Source organism: Roseovarius indicus, assembly GCF_008728195.1.
GTDB classification, from domain to species: Bacteria; Pseudomonadota; Alphaproteobacteria; order Rhodobacterales; family Rhodobacteraceae; genus Roseovarius; species Roseovarius indicus.
On sequence record NZ_CP031599.1, the window covers coordinates 105918 to 126200 of the forward strand.

General features: G+C 61.0%; 20 protein-coding genes. 12 read left to right on the forward strand and 8 right to left on the reverse strand.

Annotated elements, in window-relative coordinates; all coding sequences use genetic code 11:
- Nucleotides 1–109: 109 nt before the first annotated feature.
- The 3 genes from RIdsm_RS26830 to RIdsm_RS26840 form a co-directional block, all read right to left on the reverse strand.
- Nucleotides 110–592 (reverse strand): hypothetical protein, encoded by a 483-nt coding sequence (locus RIdsm_RS26830; protein ID WP_057816983.1) that lies wholly within the window; start codon nucleotides 590–592, stop codon nucleotides 110–112.
- Between the two features lie 262 nt (nucleotides 593–854).
- Nucleotides 855–1151: a CcdB family protein gene (locus RIdsm_RS26835; RefSeq protein WP_057816984.1), complete on the reverse strand. Its 297-nt coding sequence runs from the start codon at nucleotides 1149–1151 to the stop codon at nucleotides 855–857.
- A complete protein-coding gene (locus RIdsm_RS26840) occupies nucleotides 1151–1396 on the reverse strand; it encodes a type II toxin-antitoxin system CcdA family antitoxin (protein WP_057817275.1) in 246 nt (81 codons plus the stop codon). The genes RIdsm_RS26835 and RIdsm_RS26840 overlap by 1 nt, the downstream gene beginning before the upstream one ends.
- 286 nt (nucleotides 1397–1682) lie before the next feature.
- Here RIdsm_RS26840 and RIdsm_RS26845 point away from each other — a divergent pair, with 286 nt between their 5' ends.
- Nucleotides 1683–2105, forward strand: coding sequence for a hypothetical protein (locus RIdsm_RS26845; protein ID WP_144435875.1), 423 nt, complete (start codon nucleotides 1683–1685; stop codon nucleotides 2103–2105).
- Here the strand turns inward: RIdsm_RS26845 and RIdsm_RS26850 are convergent.
- Together RIdsm_RS26850 and RIdsm_RS26855 are read right to left on the reverse strand one after the other, a co-directional pair.
- On the reverse strand, nucleotides 2102–2398 hold the full coding sequence (locus tag RIdsm_RS26850) for a CcdB family protein (protein ID WP_236553266.1): 297 nt from the start codon (nucleotides 2396–2398) through the stop codon (nucleotides 2102–2104). The genes RIdsm_RS26845 and RIdsm_RS26850 overlap by 4 nt on opposite strands.
- Before the next feature lie 14 nt (nucleotides 2399–2412).
- Complete coding sequence (locus RIdsm_RS26855; protein ID WP_057816986.1) at nucleotides 2413–2658, reverse strand: hypothetical protein; 246 nt, start codon at nucleotides 2656–2658, stop codon at nucleotides 2413–2415.
- A 346-nt stretch (nucleotides 2659–3004) separates the two neighbouring features.
- Between RIdsm_RS26855 and RIdsm_RS26860 the strand changes: the two genes are divergently transcribed.
- From RIdsm_RS26860 to RIdsm_RS26895, 7 genes are all read left to right on the forward strand, one after another.
- Nucleotides 3005–3646 carry a hypothetical protein gene (locus tag RIdsm_RS26860; RefSeq protein ID WP_143100522.1) on the forward strand — a complete coding sequence of 214 codons (642 nt, stop codon included), beginning with the start codon at nucleotides 3005–3007 and terminating at the stop codon, nucleotides 3644–3646.
- A 614-nt stretch (nucleotides 3647–4260) separates the two neighbouring features.
- Nucleotides 4261–4686: a hypothetical protein gene (locus RIdsm_RS26870; protein WP_057816988.1), complete on the forward strand. Its 426-nt coding sequence runs from the start codon at nucleotides 4261–4263 to the stop codon at nucleotides 4684–4686.
- 593 nt (nucleotides 4687–5279) lie between these two features.
- The gene (locus tag RIdsm_RS26875; protein WP_143100520.1) at nucleotides 5280–5675 is read left to right on the forward strand and encodes a helix-turn-helix domain-containing protein; all 396 of its coding nucleotides are present in this window, start codon (nucleotides 5280–5282) and stop codon (nucleotides 5673–5675) included.
- Nucleotides 5676–6336: 661 nt separating this feature from the next.
- A complete protein-coding gene (locus tag RIdsm_RS26880) occupies nucleotides 6337–7437 on the forward strand; it encodes a hypothetical protein (protein ID WP_057816990.1) in 1101 nt (366 codons plus the stop codon).
- Nucleotides 7438–8079: 642 nt separating this feature from the next.
- The gene (locus RIdsm_RS26885) at nucleotides 8080–8295 is read left to right on the forward strand and encodes a hypothetical protein (protein ID WP_143100518.1); all 216 of its coding nucleotides are present in this window, start codon (nucleotides 8080–8082) and stop codon (nucleotides 8293–8295) included.
- A 15-nt stretch (nucleotides 8296–8310) separates the two neighbouring features.
- Entirely contained in the window at nucleotides 8311–10164 is a 1854-nt protein-coding gene (locus RIdsm_RS26890; protein ID WP_057816992.1) for a tyrosine-type recombinase/integrase, read from the forward strand.
- A 53-nt stretch (nucleotides 10165–10217) separates the two neighbouring features.
- Nucleotides 10218–11639, forward strand: a complete 1422-nt coding sequence (locus RIdsm_RS26895; protein ID WP_143100517.1) for a hypothetical protein — start codon at nucleotides 10218–10220, stop codon at nucleotides 11637–11639.
- 326 nt (nucleotides 11640–11965) lie between these two features.
- Here RIdsm_RS26895 and RIdsm_RS26900 read toward each other — a convergent pair whose 3' ends face one another.
- From RIdsm_RS26900 to RIdsm_RS30430, 3 genes are all read right to left on the reverse strand, one after another.
- Nucleotides 11966–12898 (reverse strand): hypothetical protein, encoded by a 933-nt coding sequence (locus RIdsm_RS26900; protein WP_143100516.1) that lies wholly within the window; start codon nucleotides 12896–12898, stop codon nucleotides 11966–11968.
- Nucleotides 12899–13176: 278 nt separating this feature from the next.
- Entirely contained in the window at nucleotides 13177–13515 is a 339-nt protein-coding gene (locus tag RIdsm_RS26905; RefSeq protein WP_057816995.1) for a hypothetical protein, read from the reverse strand.
- A 418-nt stretch (nucleotides 13516–13933) separates the two neighbouring features.
- Entirely contained in the window at nucleotides 13934–14254 is a 321-nt protein-coding gene (locus RIdsm_RS30430; protein ID WP_160325859.1) for a hypothetical protein, read from the reverse strand.
- Between the two features lie 205 nt (nucleotides 14255–14459).
- On the opposite strand from RIdsm_RS30430, the gene RIdsm_RS26910 reads away from it, so the two are divergent.
- The 4 genes from RIdsm_RS26910 to RIdsm_RS26925 all read left to right on the forward strand — a co-directional run bounded on the left by RIdsm_RS26910 (nucleotide 14460) and on the right by RIdsm_RS26925 (nucleotide 20248).
- Nucleotides 14460–15383, forward strand: a complete 924-nt coding sequence (locus tag RIdsm_RS26910; RefSeq protein ID WP_074940523.1) for a LysR substrate-binding domain-containing protein — start codon at nucleotides 14460–14462, stop codon at nucleotides 15381–15383.
- Between the two features lie 91 nt (nucleotides 15384–15474).
- Complete coding sequence (locus RIdsm_RS26915) at nucleotides 15475–17028, forward strand: trimethylamine methyltransferase family protein (protein WP_057816997.1); 1554 nt, start codon at nucleotides 15475–15477, stop codon at nucleotides 17026–17028.
- A gap of 23 nt (nucleotides 17029–17051) precedes the next feature.
- Nucleotides 17052–19460: an FAD-dependent oxidoreductase gene (locus RIdsm_RS26920; protein ID WP_057816998.1), complete on the forward strand. Its 2409-nt coding sequence runs from the start codon at nucleotides 17052–17054 to the stop codon at nucleotides 19458–19460.
- Nucleotides 19461–19615: 155 nt separating this feature from the next.
- Nucleotides 19616–20248: a tyrosine-type recombinase/integrase gene (locus RIdsm_RS26925; RefSeq protein ID WP_057816999.1), complete on the forward strand. Its 633-nt coding sequence runs from the start codon at nucleotides 19616–19618 to the stop codon at nucleotides 20246–20248.
- Nucleotides 20249–20283: the final 35 nt, after the last annotated feature.

A 20283-nucleotide genomic window follows, 5' to 3' on the forward strand; every position in this document is an offset into this window, starting at 1 on the left:
CGCCGGTTTCAGGGTGCCGCGCCTTTCATTGCGTTCCGCTGTGAACTGCCGCCTGTAGTGGCGGGTCTGGAGTGAAGTTCGGGGATTGCGGAGAAAGCGCGCCGCGGTGTTATGAAACGCCCGCCATCTTGCGCGCGTCGACCTCGATCTTGACGCGCTCATGCGCCGAGATGTCCGAGGTCATGTCCTTCGCCTTGAAATTCGCGCGCAGCTTCTTCGCTGCATAGAGTTCCGCCGCCAGCGTTTGTCTGGCCGTCAGGGACACATCGCAGAGCCTGCGGTCGCCGGACCGGACGCGAGCTTCCGCCACATTCACCAGGAACCAATCACGCGCGCCACGCTCCAGGATCAACTCCGTGGATTTCGCTGAATAGCCATAAGAACTGGCGGGGGGGCCAGCCGGGCGGCACAAGACGCGTGCGCCTTTCCATGCCGCTTTGGGAAGAATTCCCGTGAGTTTGGCCTCGGCGGCCGCGGCGTGGTCCTTGATCTTCTCGGGGTCGGTCACGGTAAATGACTTGGCCCGTTCGTTCACCTTGTCCAATGCGGCTTGAAGCTTGTCTTTGTTGGTATCAGTCAGTTTGATGCGCATCCTTGCGATCCTTTGTATTTGGAGGTGGGGTAAGCCGCCATTTCAGCGGCTGACCACGAAATCGGTGCGCATTCGTTACGGCAGAAATGAAAACCGCAGAAATGTTCGTTTTGCAGTTCTGACGTTTTCCGTGTGGCGGTGCATAAGAGGAGGCGCCGGACGATCGTCAGGTGTCTCCATGTCTATGACATACCAAGAAAGTTGGATCGTGGAATCCATACGGCGTGGCTGAACGCGTCGCTCAACCAAACACTCGAAGTGATTAGAAACCGGAGAACACCATATCGAGTGCACCTCGGATTTCGTAATCGGCAACAGAAAGATCGGCGACAGGCTCTCCCTTAAGCAGTATTGACGGGATCGCAGCCATCTCGGCCGTATGCAGAACGTAATCCGACCCTTCGATCTTGAAGACCGGTTCAAGGCGCCTGATGGCTGTCGGACCAGAAGCCGCCGGCAAGAGCGGCGCCACCACGCGTGTTCCAGTGTCGATCAAATCAGTCTGAAGATCGAGCACAAGCCTGTCGCCGGCCGTGCGAAAAACCTGGAATTGCGCCATCAGCCCATTTTCAAGACCTGAAGGTCAGCCAACTGTGTCCCATGCGCCTCTATCCATGCCCGGCGCTCTTCAATTGCATTTGCGTTCTCCTTGGCCCAGGCATTTGCTTTCGCTTTACGAACGGCTTCGGCAACCGCAGCTTCACTGATAGCCGAAACATTAAGACCCAATTCCCGCGCGGCAGCGAGATTTGCCGCCGTCAGGGTGACGTTTGTGCGTTGTTTTTCAGAAGTGGGTTTCGGCATAAAGGCCTCCATGTGCATATTAGAAATACACACTTCAAGTGTGTAACGCAATAGATGCCCCATGATCCACGACCAAGTGAGACGAGCGGCAGCAAGCTGTAGGTCGCGGGATTCAGCGACAAGTCCGTGAACGGATACCTCGGAGAAAGAGGAATTCGCTCATGCTGCAACCGGGCACTTGTGCCTGAAGAACCGACCGACGGGAGCTCGAACACGCCACTCCGCTTGCGCATTCTCGGGAAAAACCAAGCTGTATCTTATTCGCGAGAGGCAAATCTTGCCATGATTGATTGTTTTCAAGCCGCGCATGAGAGAGGTCGTAGAAACATTTCTGGAGCCTGACTTCGTCCGTTCTGCGCCAGATGGCGCTCGTGCGAAATGCCCGGCGTGCGGCGAAAGCTTTGTCAAGACACGCCGAAACAAGCTGTATTGCAGCCGTGCCTGTGCAAAAGCTCGCGCGGCACGCATGGTGCTGGAAAACAGGGACGAGGATCTCATCGAGCGACGTCGTCGACGTAAGGCTGACGGAAACGCGCGCCTGATCGAGCGGCTCGATCAATTGTCGGTGGAGTATGTCCAGCTGGTGTCAATCGGCCGAAACCGCGATCATACTCAGCGCTTTCTGGAGTATGTCCTGGTTTCAGCGCGAGAGTGTGGCCCCCTGCGCCAGCCTCTGTCGGTAAATGTTGACAGGTTTCTCGTCGGCTAAAAACCAGAAACCAATAGATCAATGGCAGCGACTATCTCGTCGCGCCAGGCCGATGCATCACCGATAACAGAACCGATTTGTGCGCCCGGAATAGCAACCAACTGCGACATGATTATGATGTGCGGGACGCCGTCCAAGTGAATGGGAATATGAAGTTTTGGAATCAGTGCTCCCCATTCGGAGCGAAGGAGGACAGGCGCACAAAGAATATAGGGTGTCTCAATGCCGAGATCTTTCTGAACCCGGCACACAATTTCGTTGCCATCGCGCATGCGATGGATGTTTCCTTGCATCATATCTTTCTTGCTTAAACCTGTCTGAACCGAGCGAGACTGGGTCCGTTCTGCTCAAGATGGCAGCTTTCATCGGCGATGCCTTCTTTAGCAGACGCGATCCAGGCGGCTCGCTCGCGCTCAGCCCTGGACCTTGCGATGCCAGCGTCGATCCAGTCCCGAACAACCTCAGCAATAGAATTGCCTGTGGCTTTCGCCTCCAATTCGAGGGCCGCCTTGCGATCCTTACCAATGTCACGAATATTCAGTGGTGAAGGCATGATAACCTCGCTTTCATGCGGATTAATGTGCAAGTTGATACACATAGAGCAATACAACATACAGCACAAGGGCCGTTGCTAATGAAAACCTCTCGAAGACATCTTCGAGAGGTTTGCCTGCACTCTAGCGTCGGAAGAAGTGGGGGCAATCAGATCAACCATCTGATTCTAAAGGCCTATTCATTCCTCCCCATCATGTAATGCATTTTGACCAGTGCGCGGCACCGCCGTGCTGAATCTGATAGTTACGCTTTGGCGATCGACCCCGGGTGTGGCCTGTGCCACCCAGGGTTCGCCGCTGCGCATGCCTGTGGGTGGAACGCCCCAACCCCCACAGGAGAACTTCATGACTCTTTCCTTATCCGCCTCATGTAATCTGCAAACGAAATGGCTTCACACGGCGCGCCGTGTTGCCAGCACCCGGCGCAGCTATACTTCTTCTCGAGGCAAGACACTCCACTGCCGTATGCCGCCCTGCCAGAACAACCTGGACCGCCATCACTTGACCCCGGGCGACATCGTCTCGTTCCGCTTCCCGTATCTCGACGAGCCGGAAGAGGGTGTGTCTGATCCTCTTCCGAACGCGCGGCCCTGTCTCGTCGCCGAAGTCGACCCGGAGACGGAGAGCGCGCTGATCGTCTACGGAACATCGCGCGGGACGCGCGCCAACACGGGCTATGAAATACGGGTCAATCATGATCTTGACGTGTGCGGCTTGAGCCGCCCCACGCGGTTCGTGTGCTCGCGGCGTGTGAGAGTTTCGCTGTGCGACCGGCGTTTCGAACTGTGTGCGCCCGGAACGCCGGTCAGGGGACATCTGCCGGAGCTTTTGAGTGCACGGCTGACGCGTTTGCGGAATTTGATTTCCGGCAAATACGACGGGGATGAAGAACTGCGCCATGTGCATGAATGGATCGGAGCCAATGGCGTCGAGGATCGGCAAATCGTAGCCACGATCATGCGTGGGAGGTCTCGAATCGCATCCTGATCCCTGCAATTAAGGCGAGCGCCCCGGAGATCAGACGGGTCTTCGGGGTTTTCGCGAAGCGACAAGTCCCTGGCTTTCAGCGAACCCGAGATCGAAGGGATGCGCCGATGGCCACGGACAGACTACCATCCCGTGTCGCTTGCAGTGGCCGGGAACAGTTTTTAGCACGTCCCTCTCCTCCCGGAACATACTATCCCTTTTTTCTTAAATCCGTGGGTTTCGCGTTCGAGATTAGACTGGACGGCTGGTTTCTCAGGGTCGCGCCGGTCTTTCTGAACGCAGTGGCTCCAGGCCGAGAAGCCGGCCCCAAAATCTGTTGTCGCGTGCCTGAGTAGCAAGCTGTTTGCGAACGTTAAGCGTCTGGCTTCGGAGCGAAATTCTTCACCGAGTAGGGAGGCCAACAGGGTTTTCAATCGCGACACGATACAAAGTCAAGGGAGCGGCAGTCTCCCACGACAGATCCAAAGTGGTTCGTGGCCCTCACATGAATGCCTCAAACGTGGATCGCTCTTCTGATGGGAAAAAACTGCTCAGGAATTGAAAAAAATCTGATCAATCGTTTCCGTGATCATCGAGCAATTCCGAACTCTTGGATATCAACACAGGAGAACTCGATGAAACTTAAGAAAACCACTCATCATTCCGACCCCAAAGACCAAGGCGATCCGATCTGGTTCGTAAACGAAGGCCGGTTTCTGAGGTCGACCAATTACTGGAACTCTTCCTTTGCAAGAAGCGGCATGTGCTACCTGAGCGGCAGCCGCGGTCATTGGCGACTTCTCGTCCCAAGCGGCGCGGAAGAGGTTCTTAAAGAGTTTCGGGCCGTGAAACGGGCGACGATCGAACCGTCGATCATCGCCACAGGGCATTTCGATATTGTCGCCCAGGATGGCACGCGCCGCCCTTTCTGCGTCTCCATCAATAAGCAAATGATCGATCGTCGGATTGCACGGAAACACTGTCGGCTTTTGGTATATTCGGAACGCGGCCTCGTCACGAACCTGCCCGTCCAGGTCTTTCCCTCATTCCCGGCATCGTGACCCCGGGAATGCCCGGATCATTTGTGTAAAAAGGGCGAAACCGCACCTTGGTTTCGTCTGACATCAGCCACCATAGGGGCGGGGCCGCCGATGGGGGCCCTGCTACCGCTATGTCTCATTGGACTTGCACGAGTCTGGAATACAAGCCTTACCCACGGCGCCCGTTGGGCCTCCGCCCCCGTCCAGAATCTCCGAAGGGTCAAATCTGACTGATTTCCATTATCAAACGTTTCAAGAGCCCGCACTCCACGGTTGAACAAGATTTCGACGGAACCTTGGCCCGAAGCAGGGCATTGCGTCGTAACGCTGGATGGCGGACCATCTCGCATCGCGTACCCTGGCGGCAGGCAGCAGTAACATGGGCTGTCTGGTAGCTCTGGTCAGGGCAAACTGCGGGCGGCTCGTCATTCGAACGACTTGAGTTCATTCGGATTGGACCCATGAAGAACTTCTGCGGATTCTGCCAGTAGTAGCGCGCCGCTCGATATGGGCGAAACGGGAAGCACCCGCAATCCAGCCGCCTTTTTTGCGGGAGGTGTTTTGCGCGTGCAATTTGAAACCTCCCTGGCCGGGACCTTTCTCCACGAAAAGACGTGGAGAAGCCAATGTGCTGTTCGAAAAACTCAGGATGTGACGACCTTCGGCTGCTCAGCCGCAAGCAGCTGATCCGGCGATGGCAATGCGGAAGTGATGCGTTGTTCTGGCGCGCGGAGCGCGATGGCCTGCTGTTGCCACATCGCGACGGGCGTCGGACGGGCTATGCGGAAGGCGACGTGTTCGCGTTCGAAGGCGGGCGGCCGCCGAAGGGCCTTCTCGAGGCGTATCGTGCGGATCTCATGACACCGGACGACGTCGCGGCGCGCTGTCCGCTGACACGGGGCACGATCCTCGATCGTGCCCGGAAGGGTGTGTTGCCGGCCCGCCGGATCGGCACGGCCTGGCGATTTGTTCCCGCGGAAGTTGCCCGTTGGCTCAAGACTTGGCCGTGACTCCCGAGGACAAAAAAGTAACAATAATAATCAGCAGCTTATCGCGCCTTCTGCGATTTCGGCTTCCGTGTCATCGCGGCTGACCCCCTATCATCAATGTCTGCAGCAGCGGAGTGACTCGCCAAGGGAAGGCCCGCCGAACCGGCTGTCCAGGCAGGGGGCGCATGACTGGGCCCTTCAGATTTTCCGCCGAACAGGCGGCTTAGAAAATCGTGGTGGCAAACCGCGGTGACCTTCGAACAACAAGTGTGGCCAGCGGAATGGGGCTCCAGAGCCCTCGCGCCATGAAACATTCGCCGCCGAACAGGCGGCTTAGCAATCGAATCCGGTCGCGAGACCTTGGTGCCTGACCCGATATTCGGGCTCCCAACGGGCAGGGGCTTCCAGGCCTCAATGCCTCAATCTTTCTCCGCCGAACAGGCGGCGCCTGATCCTGTCTGCCCTGGTCGAAAGACCCGGTGGCTTTGCGCCGGGATCTCGGAGCGCCCCGCAGGTTTCCTTCCTGCGGGTCGTTTTTCGGCGCCCAGGGCCCACAGGCATCGAACGCTCTAGCGATACCGAATACCCGGCGCGTTGGGGCGTGCCCGACCGACGCCAGGCCCCCACCCTTTGGCGGGACTATTGCCGGATTGCGCATGTCTTGGCTGCAATCGTCAGCGCCATGTTTGCCGCGTTTCTTCCGTTCATTCTCCGGACCTATTTCCCGGGTTCCAGATTCAATTCGCAACAAGAGGACCAGGAAATGCTGAAACAATCCAACATAAACAGACAATCCGCGCCGACCCTGATCACGACAAACGCCCTGCATGTCGGGGCGACATACCGCGTCGCGGCCGACAGGCTCAACGCCGAGGGCTATTTGCCTGACGACGATTTCCGTCTTGCGCGCGATGTGCAGGACGATGGTCAGCGCCTGCCTGATATCACGCCTGACTATCTTCGCGATTGCCATGCCCGCGTTACAAGCTTTCGGGACGACCTCTCGCGTCCCGGCGATCCCGAGGCGCAAGCCCTCACATCGTTGCTTGCTGTCCACGGCAAGCTCGTACATGCAGCCAGCCATGGCCCGCGCGATCAATTCGAAAGACTGGGCGGTCTTGCGACAATTGAGGAAGAAATGGCCCTCTCGTTCAAAAAGACTGGGAGAGCCGATGACGCCGCGCAGGCGCTGATACGCTACGCCGCGAAGTCTTGCGACAAGGCTATCCTGACACGTCTGCACGAGTATTTCGACGGGCTCGCCGGGCCTGTCGCCGCGACGTCTGGTCAGTCATTCAGCCGGGTTGTCCGCGATCTTTGGCGTAACGGGAAGATCGAGAGTGATGACTCTCGGCGCAAGCTCAATCCAACTTTTTTTAAAACATGTCCGCTCTTTGCAGTACCCTCGGGGCAATTCCTGAAGGAGACCTCGGCATGCATTCGGGATATCATGCCCGAGGTGGACGGCGCACGGGACCACCCGCTTTGGGGGCGGACCGCCATCGAGAATGATATCGCGGAGTTCCAGGCCGCGGCCAGGCAGATACGGAATGCCAGTTCTCCTAGCCAGTCAGCCCGGATGAAAGCGTATGCCGGGATCATGGGCTCCGTCGCATCCATGACCGAGCGGGCCGGGCTGAACCTGGCGCAGTCGTACCCGACGTCGGAGAAGGTGATGGCGCTGTTTTCGCTCTGTGACAGCGCGGCCGGCCGCAGCCACATCTATCAGAGGCGTGCGCGTCAACATCAACCGCCATCGACATCTTGCACGGCACGCCACTAACTCTCGTGGGCTTCATGCAGAGGGATGAAATAACCTCTGCTTTGAGCTTGCCGGGCCCGCGGACCCGCATCGCCTTGAATCGATGACGCGGAACGAAAGCGCGGAGCGGCGCCGGCCGGCGGGTCGGCGCGGCTTGCCGGTGCGTTTCCTGAAAATTACGCGATGGCCCGAACCCTGGTCTCGAGGGCAGCAGAAATCGCAAAAAAAGAAACACCAAAAATCAGGGGCTTGCAATGTTTTCCGGGTTTTTGTCTTCCGAGTCCGTGCCGTCGACCCCCTATCATCAGTGTCGGGAGCAGCGACGTGGGGCAAAGGCCCTGCCCGATGCTCCCGGATCCGCCGCCGAGCAGGCGGCTTAGAAGAAGAACGTGGCGATCACCCGCAATGCCTGGCCTGAACCCCGGCCGGTCCGCGGATTGGAACCTTCGGGTCCGCACGCCATGAAGCATTCGCCGCCGAACAGGCGGTTCGTGTTCCAAACGTCCGGGTCACACGACCTGGAAAGATGGTCTGCTTTCAACTTCGCGGCCCGCAGGATCCTGTCCTGCGGGTCTTTTTTCGTTTTGCGATGAACCAATTTGAAACCGCCCCTTCGTGGAGCTTTCTCCGTCTCATGCCTGTCCGACACGCGTGAGATCACCGATGAAACAAGCCTTCGAAACCCCATCCGATGCCCTCGAGCGAGGGCCTGCCGCAGACCCGCCGTCTGAACGGAAAACCCCAGGTTTGAACGGCCTTGAAACGCATCTGAACGAAACGCCTATCCAGATTTACGGCCCTTATCTGCACCCCCGTTCCGTTCAGCTCGGCGTGACTGAACGGACGGCGCTGCCGATGAACACTCCACCTTCCCGATGAAAGAAAGGAAAATCGATGCAAATCGAAACTCTCCAACATGTTTATCAACTCCTTCCGGATCTCTATTCGGAAACCTCGCGGGACGCGTATCGCGCCGCGTTCCGGCGCGCGGAGCGGTTGACGAACAAGAAGCTGTGGCAGCTCGCGGCCGACGAGCGGGCCTGGGAGCAGGAGCTCTCGAAAATCGTCTGGGCCGGCGAATTCCGCGCAAAGACTCCGGAAGCTGCCGAGCGCGCGTTCGAGACCTGGGGCGGCAAGATCCCTGCGGCGATCCGACGCGCGCGCAAGCATGTCGGATCGGGTCCGGCAACTAACCGGGACGCCAAGCAAGCATGGGACCGGATCGCGGATTATGTGTCCGACGTTGAAAACTGCGTCGATGAGACGGGCCAGAGGATTCTGCCGAACATGTCCGGCCTGTCGATCGCAAATCTGCGCGCGCGCCTCGGGCACATGCGTCCGCAAACGGTGGATACCGAAGGTGCAATCGAGGCACTGAGGAAGCTCCCCGCGGACAAGACGGAGAGTTATCGGAATGCTGTGCGTTTCTTCAATCGCCTGATCCGCGAGCAGAACCGCCACGCGCCCATCGCGGACCTGCTGCCCGATCGGCAAGTGGGGGAGTTGCCCACGCGGCGCGATGCGCCGCTCGACTGGTCGCGCTTCTCGCAGGAGTTCCTCGACGCTCGTGACACCGCCCTGGACCAGGCGGTGCAGGTCGAGGCAAACAAGAAAAGCTCTCGCGCCGCCCGGATTGCCGCACGGCGCCAGAACAAACGCCTGCGCCGTCGGCGCGTCTTCAATCCGGACGCGACACGGAAGAACTATGTCCGCTCGCTGTCCTGGCTTGCACGCCATGCCGAAGAAGATCGCGGTAACGTCTACGATGTCAAAACGCTCGATGACCTCGTCACGGAAGATCGCGTCGAGGCGGCGGTCAAGCGCTACATTGCCCGCGGCCAGTCCGACGAGGAGCTCCGCGATACGACACAGACGAGTTCGGTGAAGAGCTACTTGTCGGCTCTCTTGTCGCTTGCCCGGCGCAACGGAATGCCGGAAGACTTGGTCTTCGCGCTCGAAGATATCGCCGACGATCCGGACTATGTCTCGGATCGCGATGGAGAGATGTCCGCGACGCGCGAAGAGTTCATCCGTCTTGTCGATCGCGACCCGGCGATCGTGCGAGCGATTGTCACCGGTCCGGAGACGCTCCTGCGGGAAGCCCGGCGGGGTTTCGATCGCTGGGAGCGGTTGAGTGACGCTCAAAAAGCCGAAACACTCCACCTGTCGATCGCGGCCGCCGCGATGGCCGTGCAGCTGGCGCGGCCGCTTCGGACGCGCAACGTCAACGAGTTCGACGCGGGCGGGCAGGGTACTGATCTCGTCGCACCGCGCCGCGCGGGCGCGAAGGCGTGGATCGAGATCGATCGAAGCAAAGTGAAGAACCGCCGCGCAATCGAAGGCCCGGTGCCGGACTGGCTGTGGGCAGTTTTCGAAGCTTGGCAGGAAGAGGGGCGATCGCGGTGGATCGCGCGGCACAAGAAGACCGGCTGTCGCGACACCGACGCGCTCTTTCCCGGAACTCGGGGGGGCTATCTCACGCGCTCGACATTCAACAAGTGCTGGAACCGTGGCATGTCGCGTCTGGGGCTTACCGGCCTTACGCCGCACACGATGCGCCACGTCGCGGCGACGCTCTATCTCGCGGTGCATCCCGGCGACTATCATGTCGTGGCAGCACTGCTCTGCGACGAGTTGAAGACCGTCGAGCACTTCTATGCCCGCGGTGAGGGACGGGCGGCCGCCGAGCTCTTCGCACAGGTGCTGGAAGACCTGCATCCAACCCTGGGCCTGCGGGGGAACGCGTGATGCCCCCGAAACCCCAAAGCCGTGCCGTCCGGGCCGAGGCTCTGGTGGCAACAATGCCCAATGTCCCGTGCGACGTGGCCGATCGTCTGCGCCAGGCCGCGCTCGTCAAAGACCTTGCGCCGCGGGGCATGCCCGCGGCGCTGGAGCGCTTCTTTTCCCGCCTGGCGGCGGAGGGTCGCGCTCCGGAGTTCGCACAGGCGGAGGACTTTGCCGCCTCGACGCAGAGCCGGACGGCGTTCCGCACACTCTTGGCGGCGCTGTCGCGGTTCGCGCCGGATGTGCCGACCGCGGCGGCCGTGCCGGTCAAGCGCGACTGGGACGCCTGGCTCAACGGGCGGTACAACACCCGCGCCCCGCGTCCGCGCCGTTCGCGTCGCGAAGCCTTGAGGCCCGAGGAATGGCCCGAGGCCTGGCGTGCCGCCTTGCCGTGTCTCGCCCGGCGTGCTCGGCGTGACGGACGGCGGTATCGTCCTCTCGGATCGAAGAGCAGGGGCTCGGTGGTCCAGGCGGTCGGGCTCCTGGCGCTTGCGCGGGAGAACGCGATCGCCGAAGGCAGCGAGTTCGGAGACGGGTTCACGCCGGAACTCGCGGAGGCGTTTCTCGGCTTCCTCGTCGAGCGTGTAAACCCGCGGAGCGGGGAGCCCATCCGGTTCGGGACAATCGCCGATTATTTTGAGCGCGTGATGTGCCTTGCCGCCCGTGCCGAACTCTACGCGCCGGACGGTGAAGCCTCCTTCGGAGAGATACTCGCGGCCTGCCGCGCGGAGGCGGCCGAGGAGACGCCGATGAAACGGGCCAGGATGCGGGAGTTCCGCGAAAAGCACGGGCTCGATGGCGTCCTTCTTGCGGCCGTCGCGGCAAGCGAGGAGGCGCGCGATCTGCCCGGGCATTCGGACAGGGCGGCCCGCCTGCGGCGCAAGGCGGTCGTCTTCGCGCTGCTTGTCAACGGTGTAGACCGGCAGGGAGACCTGTCCGAGTTTCGGATCGGACGCGACATCGTTCGCCGGGCGGACGGAACCTGGGAACCGGCGTTCCGGCAATCGAAGACGGCTCGCTGGAAGGAGAACGGTCCGCTCTGGGGGCTGACCGGTTTGCTCATCGATGCCCATGTGCTCGAGGGCCGACCGGCCTGGTGCATCGAGACACGCATTGCCGAGCTCGATGGGTGCAATCTCCTGAGCCTGCAGGCGGAAGGCTTCGACACGTATCACGCGTCCAAGCTGCTTCGCGAGGCGTTCGGGATATCCGGGCATCTCATCCGCACGGCCGTCACCGACTTGCTGCGCCGCCACCGCCCCGATGCTGCCTGGGCCGTCCAGAGACTGCTGGGACATTCCGTCGAATGGATGCAGGAGAACTACCGAAGTGAGTTCGCGGAGGTCGCGAGCGTGGAGAAATACCACGCCGCCTTGGAGATGCTTGTTCGGGGAGAAACCTCCCCGGCTTCGGCGCCAAGGCGACGAAAGCGCGGTTGAGGCAACGACGGGTCGCCGCTGTTCTCAGCAAGGCAGTGGCGACCCGTTGGACGTGCGGTCGCGGATCTTGGGATCATCCGGATAGGTGCCAGGGACGCATTGCTGCGTTGGGGGAAAAACTGCGACGCTGGGTGGGGCGCCGGTCTCATGGAGGATCGACGCGCCGGCGTCGTTGGGTCCGGCCAGAAGGTGTAGATTGGTGTTTATCCGGCAGTGCCATCCCTGGCGCAGACAAAGCCACCATCGGCATCGAACCCAATCCGCTGGCCAAGCGCACGTTTCGCAGGGCAGGGGCAGCATCGGTTCAAGCGACTAAACGCCGTCACTCAGAACACACGGTCGCGATATGCGAGGACGACCTGGTCTTCGTGGCCGAGGAATGCGTACTGGTAAGACATGTGAACGGTATATCCGTGCACACTGCGATTATCGAACCACTTCTTTGCCTGCTCCCGTTCGGCGCGCATGGCCGCGTCGTTGTCCTCTGCGAAGGCTTCATACGCCGCCAGTCGTTTCAGGCGGGCATGCGCGCTTTCCTCGTCACGGGCTTGCAACTCGAGAGCGGCCACGGCGCGCAGAAGCAGCAGCGACATCACTTCCTCGCGGGTGATATACCGGCAGACGTTGTCCAGCGACTCCCACAGATGCTCCAGAGCGCTATCGGAGAGGCGCGCGAGTTCACAATTGCCGCAAGCCGCGCGGGCTTCCGCCTCGGCTTCCGAAATATGCTCGATCAGCGGGCCAAGTTTACCTCGGACCGAGCGTGATCCGAGGACGTCGAGATCGCATGTGAAAGCCGGCGGACTGGTCCTTGGCCGGGGCTTTACGTTTGAAACGAGCCTCAACTTGCGCACGCGCATGTTCTTGTAGAACGCGACGTGTCCGAGACACGGCACGCAGTAGTGAAACGGCGCAAGTCGCTTTCGGGCTTCGCGGACCTGCATCCCGTCGTACTCCCGGTAAATGGGGGCGGCGGCCTTCTGCAGTTTCGATTCAAGCCGGTCGCGCGTGTTGACCGGAGGGCATATCAGCATGTCGAGGTCCTTTCCTGGGCGGTGATGCACGGGATGTTGGCCTGTTTCGTGTTTCCCGAAATCGAAAACCAGAAAGTGCCGCAACGTCAGCGGGGCGCCTGGACTTGGGTCCAGGGCTCGCGGGCGCGCATGTCTCGGCGTTGCTTGGTTCAGAGCGATTGACGCGGAAATGAAATCCGGCAGGTCAGGAGGCACACAGGGCGACTTTGGTGTCATGCGGGTCATGGAAATGAATTACCGGCGTGACACCAGTTTGATCGGGCGGGGGCTGTCGCTCAGAGCCGGGGAAACCGGTTTCTTCGGTGCAACCTGCTGGCAACACCGTATGGCCGACGGGCAAGAACGCCGAGCTCCCGCCCGGGTGGGACGGACGACTACCGTAAGAATGCGGGATTGACCCCGCCGCTGGTAAGGAAGTCTCCGGGGCGCCGAAACTCGAGACCCTTGCTCAGGGTAGAGCGGATCGCCGCCGGAAGGGCAGAACGGAATATTTTTATGTACCGCTATGTCTTATTCAGGCAGCGCGCGGCCTCCTCGGTTGAATGCGCGCCCTCCAGTATCATCATGAGGGGGCGGGACGATGCATGACTGGCCTGAGACCTCCATGCGCCGTGCAGCCAGTCCGGATGCACATAGAGGATGGCATCGGCGAACTGAACCAGGTGGATCTGATACGTTTGTCCCTCTTCGACCATCTTCGATTGCCGGGCGATCCGGTGCTGATTCGGGCCACCGAACTGAACGGCCGTGATCTCTTTGAAAACGGCGCCCTCCGCGCCGGACATCTCGTCGATGAAGAAGTTTTCCGGCTCGAGAACGCCTGTCTTTAATACGACTTTCATGACTGTTTCAGGTGCAAATCCGAGGTCGGGGCGGTTGACGATACCTCCGAACTCGCCGATGAAGTCCCCGAGGCTGGCGTACTCGGGGGCAACGAGGAGCGGTGCCCGCGGTACCGGGCCTGCACGCGGCAGGGCGGACAGGCGGGCCGTGGCGGCGAAGTCTTTTGCAGTGAGATGGTCATCGAGTGGTCCTCTTCGTTTGGCTCATAAAGAAGAGGTTGGATCGTTGAATTCAGCTGGAAGAAATTATCGGAAAATTCGGCTGATTTTTTTCGCGAGGTCTGGCGAGAGGAGCGCCCACACCCCTGCGGCGATGGGCAAGTTCTTTGGTGTGACAGTTCGTGATCGAGCAAGCCATGCGCGACCAAACCGACCTTGAGCGTCGAGGAGGAGGTCGGGATTACAGTGAATGCCATCCTTACTTGATGGGGAAGGTTGCTTCGTCAGGGAGCAAAGCGGTGTTCACGCGGATGTGCAGCACGAGGCGTTGTAGAGACGCGGGATTTTTACACGTCGCGGCCATTGCCCGTCGGCCGGCGGCCATGGCCAAATCCACGTTTATGTTTTCGCTTTCGGAAGAGATCCGTGCATATTCTCCGAGATTGAGTAAATCGCAAAACGTTGAGAACGGCGGCGGACGGCCCTTTGCGGCCTCTCGCCGGAACCACTTGATGCCGCGCTGCGGCCCGTCAGACCAGCCATTCGCTGCAAGCGCAAACTCTGGGACTTCAGAGGTCAACAGAGCGGGACTGAGCGGGCATTGACTGCCGTAGCTCGGGCTACCGCTTCGGCAGCCAACGTCGAGGGCGAGTTCGAATGAGCTTACTTCAGTCCTCAACCTGCAGCGTTCAAGTCTGCCAAATCTGGACGTAGCCGCCTTTTCGGTCTTAGGCTTTTTGGACAACAGGAAAATCGACTGTGCCTTTGTATTGAAGGGATTTGGGTTGAGGAAATATTCGCTGCCAGCTTTGTCGCAGCTTCACACATTTGAGGCGGTGTCCCGACGGCTGAGTTTCACTGCCGCCGCCGACGAGTTGTGCCTGACGCAAAGCGCCGTGAGCCGACAGATCAAGTCTCTGGAAGCAGATCTGGGCCGCCCGCTCTTTCTGCGCAAGCACAGGGCCATCGAACTGACACCAGAAGGGCGACAACTGTTCGAAGCGGTTGCCCGCGGTCTGGATGAGATCGCCGGATGCGTCGCCGATCTGCGCACAGACGCCGGAACGCCGCAGATCACCGTAGCGGCCTCAGTGGCCTTTTCCTACTATTGGCTGATGCCCCGGCTGGAGCGCTTTTCGGAGCGATGCCCGGGCGTTGACCTCCGGGTTCTGGCAACCGATCAGAAGATTGATCTAAGCAAGGGTGATGCCGATGTCGCCGTGCTTTACGGCGATGGCACGTGGGACGGGGTCCAGGCCCGGCACCTGTTTGGCGAGCGGGTCTATCCGGTATGCAGTCCTGGTTATCTGCGCGACCACCCGGAGTTGCGTCGACCCAGTGATTTGCTGGATCAGGCGCTTTTGCATCTGGAAGGCGGCGGCACGATCTGGGGGACTGTCGACTGGCAGGTTTGGCTGGCACAGAAGGGTGTGACCGGGCAGCCGGTGCGCAGGGGCATCCGCCTGAACAGCTATCCGATGGTTCTGCAAGGGGCCGCGGCCGGGCGGGGCGTGGCCCTGGGGTGGAGCTATATTACCGATGCCATGCTGGCGGACGGGCAATTGGTCTGCCTGTTCGAGAACCCGCTCGAGACCTGCTTCAGCTATTACATCGGCACATCCGCCGACGCGATGTCCAAACCGGTCGTATCAGAGTTCGTGCAATGGATATTGGAGGAATGCGAGGCCGAGGCATCGGGCGTCGCATGACCTGACAGCATGCGATCCATGCAAAATGATCGTTTGAGCGGTGTGCGGATTCGCCGCTTAGTGGGCGTCGGGAAACGCCACGAGGCCGCTCATGCCAGCCACCGCCATTCGAAAGCCGAACCGCCGGAGTCGCAACAAATCGACCCTCCCGCCGGCCGCGCCGCCCATCAGGCCGGGCATGATCGGCGGGCGGTATCAGCCGCTCAGCCAGGCGGAGATGGAACGCATCCATGAATTGGTGCTGCGGCTGCTGGCCGATCTTGGCCTGTCGCAGATCACGCCCAGCCTGGAAGCGCGCGCGGTCGCGGCGGGCTGCGAGGTGGATGATACCGGCCGGCTGCGTTTTCCACGAGCCATGGTCGAGGACGTGATCGGCCGCACAAGGCGCAAATTCACCCTGCACGGCATCGACCCGGCGCATGACATCGAGATCGGCGGCCGGCGCGTGCATACGGGCACCGGAGGCGCGGCCCCCACGATCATGGATTTCCATAGTGGCAAATACCGGGAAAGCACTGTGGCCGACCTTTACGACATCGCCCGGCTGGTGGACCGGATGGACAATATCCACTGGTATCACCGCTCGGTCGTGGCCCGCGACACCGAAACCGTGCTCGACCTGGATATCAACACCACCTATGCCTGCCTCTCCGGCACCTCCAAGTCCATCGCGGTCAGCTATACCGACAGCGCCAGCGTGCGCGCGGTAATCCCGATGCTGGATGCGGTGGCCGGCGGCGAAGGCAGGTTCCGGCAGCGCCCCTTCTGCACGGCGGTCTGCTGTCACGTGGTGCCGCCGATGCGTTTTGCCACCGAGAGCTGCGACGCGCTGGAGGCGGCGGTCGAGGCGGGGATGCCGATCCTGCTGGTGGCCGCGGGCCAGGCCGGGGCGACCGCCCCCGCCGCCCTGGCCGGGGCCGTGGCGCAAGCCTGTGCCGAGGTGCTGGCCGGGCTGATCCTGTGCAACCTCATCGACCCGCAATGCCGGGCGATCTTCGCCACCTGGCCCTTCGTCAGCGACCTGCGCACCGGGGCCATGTCGGGCGGCTCGGGCGAGCAGGCGCTGCTCTCTGCCGCCTGCGCGCAGATGGCCGGCTTCTATGACCTGCCCAATTCGGTCCCCGCGGGCATGACCGACAGCAAGCTGCCCGACATGCAGGCGGGCGGCGAGAAGGGATATACCATCTCGCTGGCCGCCCATGCCGGGGCGTCGATGATCCACGAAAGCGCCGGCATGCATGGCAGCCTGATGGGCACCGGTTTCGAAAGCTACGTTCTGGACAATGACCTGCTGGGGGCGATCCTGCGCACGGTCAAGGGGGTCGAGGTGAACGAGGACACCGCGAATTTCGATGTCATCCGCGACGTGGTGATGGGCGAAGGCCATTACCTGGGCCACCCGCAGACCTTTGCTCGGATGAAGACCGATTACCTCTATCCCCAGATCGCCTGCCGCCGCAGCATCAGCGATTGGGAGGATGCAGGCGCCCGTGACGCGCGCGACGTGGCCCGTGACACGGTTCGCACGATCCTTGCGGACCACTATCCCGGCCATATCCCCGAGGAGGTGGACCGCCGCCTGCGCGACAATTTCAACATCGTTCTGCCAAGGGCCCGGATGGGTGCCAGCAACGGCATTTGGTAACTCCGACAAGAAAGGTATTGGACATGCAATCTCATGCGAAAGCGGTCATCGTCGGCGGCGGCATGATGGGGGTGGGCCTGGCCTATCACCTGGCCGAAGAGGGCTGGAGCGACGTGGTGCTGATCGAGAAGGGCGAGCTGACCAGCGGGTCAACCTGGCACGCAGCGGGACAATGCCCAAGCTTCATCGGCAATTACAACATGGCCAAGATCCACCATTATTCCAACACGCTCTACCCCCGGCTGGAAGAGATCACCGGCCAGCCCGCCGGATGGCACGGCTGTGGCGGTATCCGGCTGGCCACGACGCAGGAAGAGGTGGACTGGTTCAACTACGTTGCGGGCTTTGCGCCCAATGTGGGCTTTCACATGGAGGTGATCGGCCCCGACCGCATCAAGGAGCTGAACCCCTGGCTGCAGACCGATGGCGTCCTGGCCGGGGCCTGGACCACCATGGACGGCCATGTGGACCCGTCGAGCGCCTGCAACGCCATGGCCGTCGGCGCCCGCCAGAAGGGCGCCACGATCATCCGGCGCAACCGGGTGACGGATATCAACCGGCTGCCCTCGGGCGAATGGGAGGTGGTGACCGAACAGGGCAACATCACCTGCGAACACGTGGTCAATGCCGGCGGCTGCTATGCGCGCGAGGTCGGGCTCTGGGTCGGGCTGGACACGCCGATCACCAACATGGAGCATCACTATCTCGTCACTGAGGCGCTGGACGCGTTCAAGGACTGGGACGGCGAGTTGCCGGTGATGCGCGACCCGGCCACCGCCGGGTATTACCGGCAGGAGCAGAAAGCGGGCCTTGTCGGCATTTACGAGCATTACGGCGCGCAGGAAGCCTGGGAAGCGCGCGGCGGCTTTCCGGAATGGGACAGCGAGAACGAGCTTTTCGAAGGTGATATCGACCGCATCGCGCCCTGGCTGGAACAGGCGTTCGAGCGGATGCCGATTTTCGCCGATGCGGGCATCAAGCGCGTCATCAACGGGGCCATCCCGCATACGCCCGACGGCAACCCGCTGGCCGGACCCGCGCCTGGGCTGCGCAATTTCTGGCAATGCTGCGGCGCCTCCATCGGCATCGCGCAGGGCGGGGGCGTCGGCAAATACCTGGCGCAATGGATGGTCTATGGCGACAGCGAGATCAACATGGCCTGCTGCGATCCGCGCCGCTTTGGCGGCTTCGCCGATCAAAACTACACCCGTGCCAAGTCTTTCGAGGATTATCACGAGATGTTCGTGACCCCCTTGCCAGGGCGTGAATCCGCCGCCGGGCGCGAGGTGCTCACTACCCCGCTCCATGAGCCATTGAAAGCAAAGGGCGCGGCCTATACCCAGGTCTTCGGCTGGGAACGACCCATGTATTTCGCCCCCGAAGGTTTCGTCGAAGACCTGCAATTCCGCCGCAACAACACCTTCGACATCGTGGCCGAAGAATGCCGCGCGGTGCGCGAGAGGGTGGGCATCTGCGACCTGTCGAGCTTTGCCAAATTCGACGTCACCGGGCCGGATGCCGGGGCGCTCCTGGACCGGCTGACCGCCAACCGGCTACCCAAGAACAAGGGCGGCATCTGCCTAACCCATGTTCTGTCCGAAAATGGCAGGATCATCGGTGAATGGACCATCACAAGGTTGGCCGACGACCGGTTCTACGTGTTGACCGGGGCAGGGGCAGAGCTTCAGGCGCTGGATTGCCTCAGCGAGGCAGGCGATGGTGTAACGGTGACCAACGTCACCTACGATTACGGCATGCTTGTTGTGGCCGGCCCCAAGGCGCGCGACGTCCTGCAACCCCTTACCGATGCCGATCTTAGCACCCCGTCCTTTCGCTGGCTGTCCGGGCAGGAGATCACCATTGCCGGAGTTCCGCTGCGGGCGCTGCGCGTGAATTACGTCGGCGAGTTGGGATGGGAGTTGCATGCGCCGATGGCGGAATTGGCCAAGCTATATGATGCGATCTGGGCCGAAGGCACCGCCCACGGCATCGCAGATTTCGGCGTGCATGCGGTGAACAGCCTGCGGATGGAAAAGGCCTATCACGGCATGAATGCGGAACTGACCAACGAGATCACGCTGATCGAGGCCAATAGCGCACGCTTCTATGCCCCCGACAAGGGCGACTTCCGGGGCCGTGCCGGGACCGAGAATGTGCGCCAGCAAGGCATCGCCACTAAACTTGTCTATGGCGAGGTCGCCGCCACTGATTGTGACATCCATGGGGGCGAGGCGGTCATGCAGGGCGACAAGGTCGTTGGCGTCTGCACTTCGGGCGGCTACGGCCATGCGACAGGAAAGAGCCTGGGGTTTGCCTATGTTGACCCGGAAGTGAGCGACGGGCTGGAGGTTGTCATCCTGGGGGAACGCCGGGCGTTGAAGTTGCTTGGTTCTCCGGTCTGGGATCCCTCCAACGCGCGGCAAAAGGCTTAGCAGATTGCCAGGCTTGTCCCGTTCGTTTCATCCGCGGCAACCAGCACAATGGGCTCCTACCAGACCTTCTCTTCGGGCGCACCTTTCGGTGATATGCTCTATTGCCAACGTCGGGTTGGCGTTGAGGCAGGGAGTGGCGGATCGGAGTAACCGCCATGACAATTGCGAACTTACCTGCCATTCGAGCCTGCCGGCCCGCTTGGAACAAAGGCCGTGTTATCGGCCAGAAGCGACCATTGATGCCCAAGCACGTCTGGGCCATTCGCGTTCGTCTTGAGATTGCCGAGAACCACCGGGACCTGGCTCTCTTCAACCTCGCCATCGACAGTAAACTGCGAGGGTGTGATCTGGTAAAGCTCAAGGTGGCCGACGTCTACGCCTCCGGCCAAGTCAAGGAGCGAGCTTCGGTCATCCAAAGCAAGACACAGGGGCCAGTGCGTTTCGAGATTACGGAGGGCACAAGCAAGTCGCTTGCGCGATGGATGGATGAACCGCTGATGGTTGGCTCAGAATTTCTTTGGCCCGGCCGGTTTCATGAGCGCCTGCACATATCGACGCGGCAGTACGCCCGGCTCGTGCGGGAATGGGTGAGTTTCATTGGGTTGGATGCCACGTCCTACGGCACGCACTCGATGCGCCGGACCAAGGTTGCACAAATCTACAAGAAGACCGGGAACCTGCGTGCCGTGCAGCTCCTGCTCGGTCACACCAAGATGGACAGCACCGTCCGATATCTCGGGGTTGAGCTCGAGGACGCTCTGGCAATCTCTGAAAGCGTAGAAATCTAAGACCCGGGGCCGCCTTCAATGGCGGCCCTTGGCAG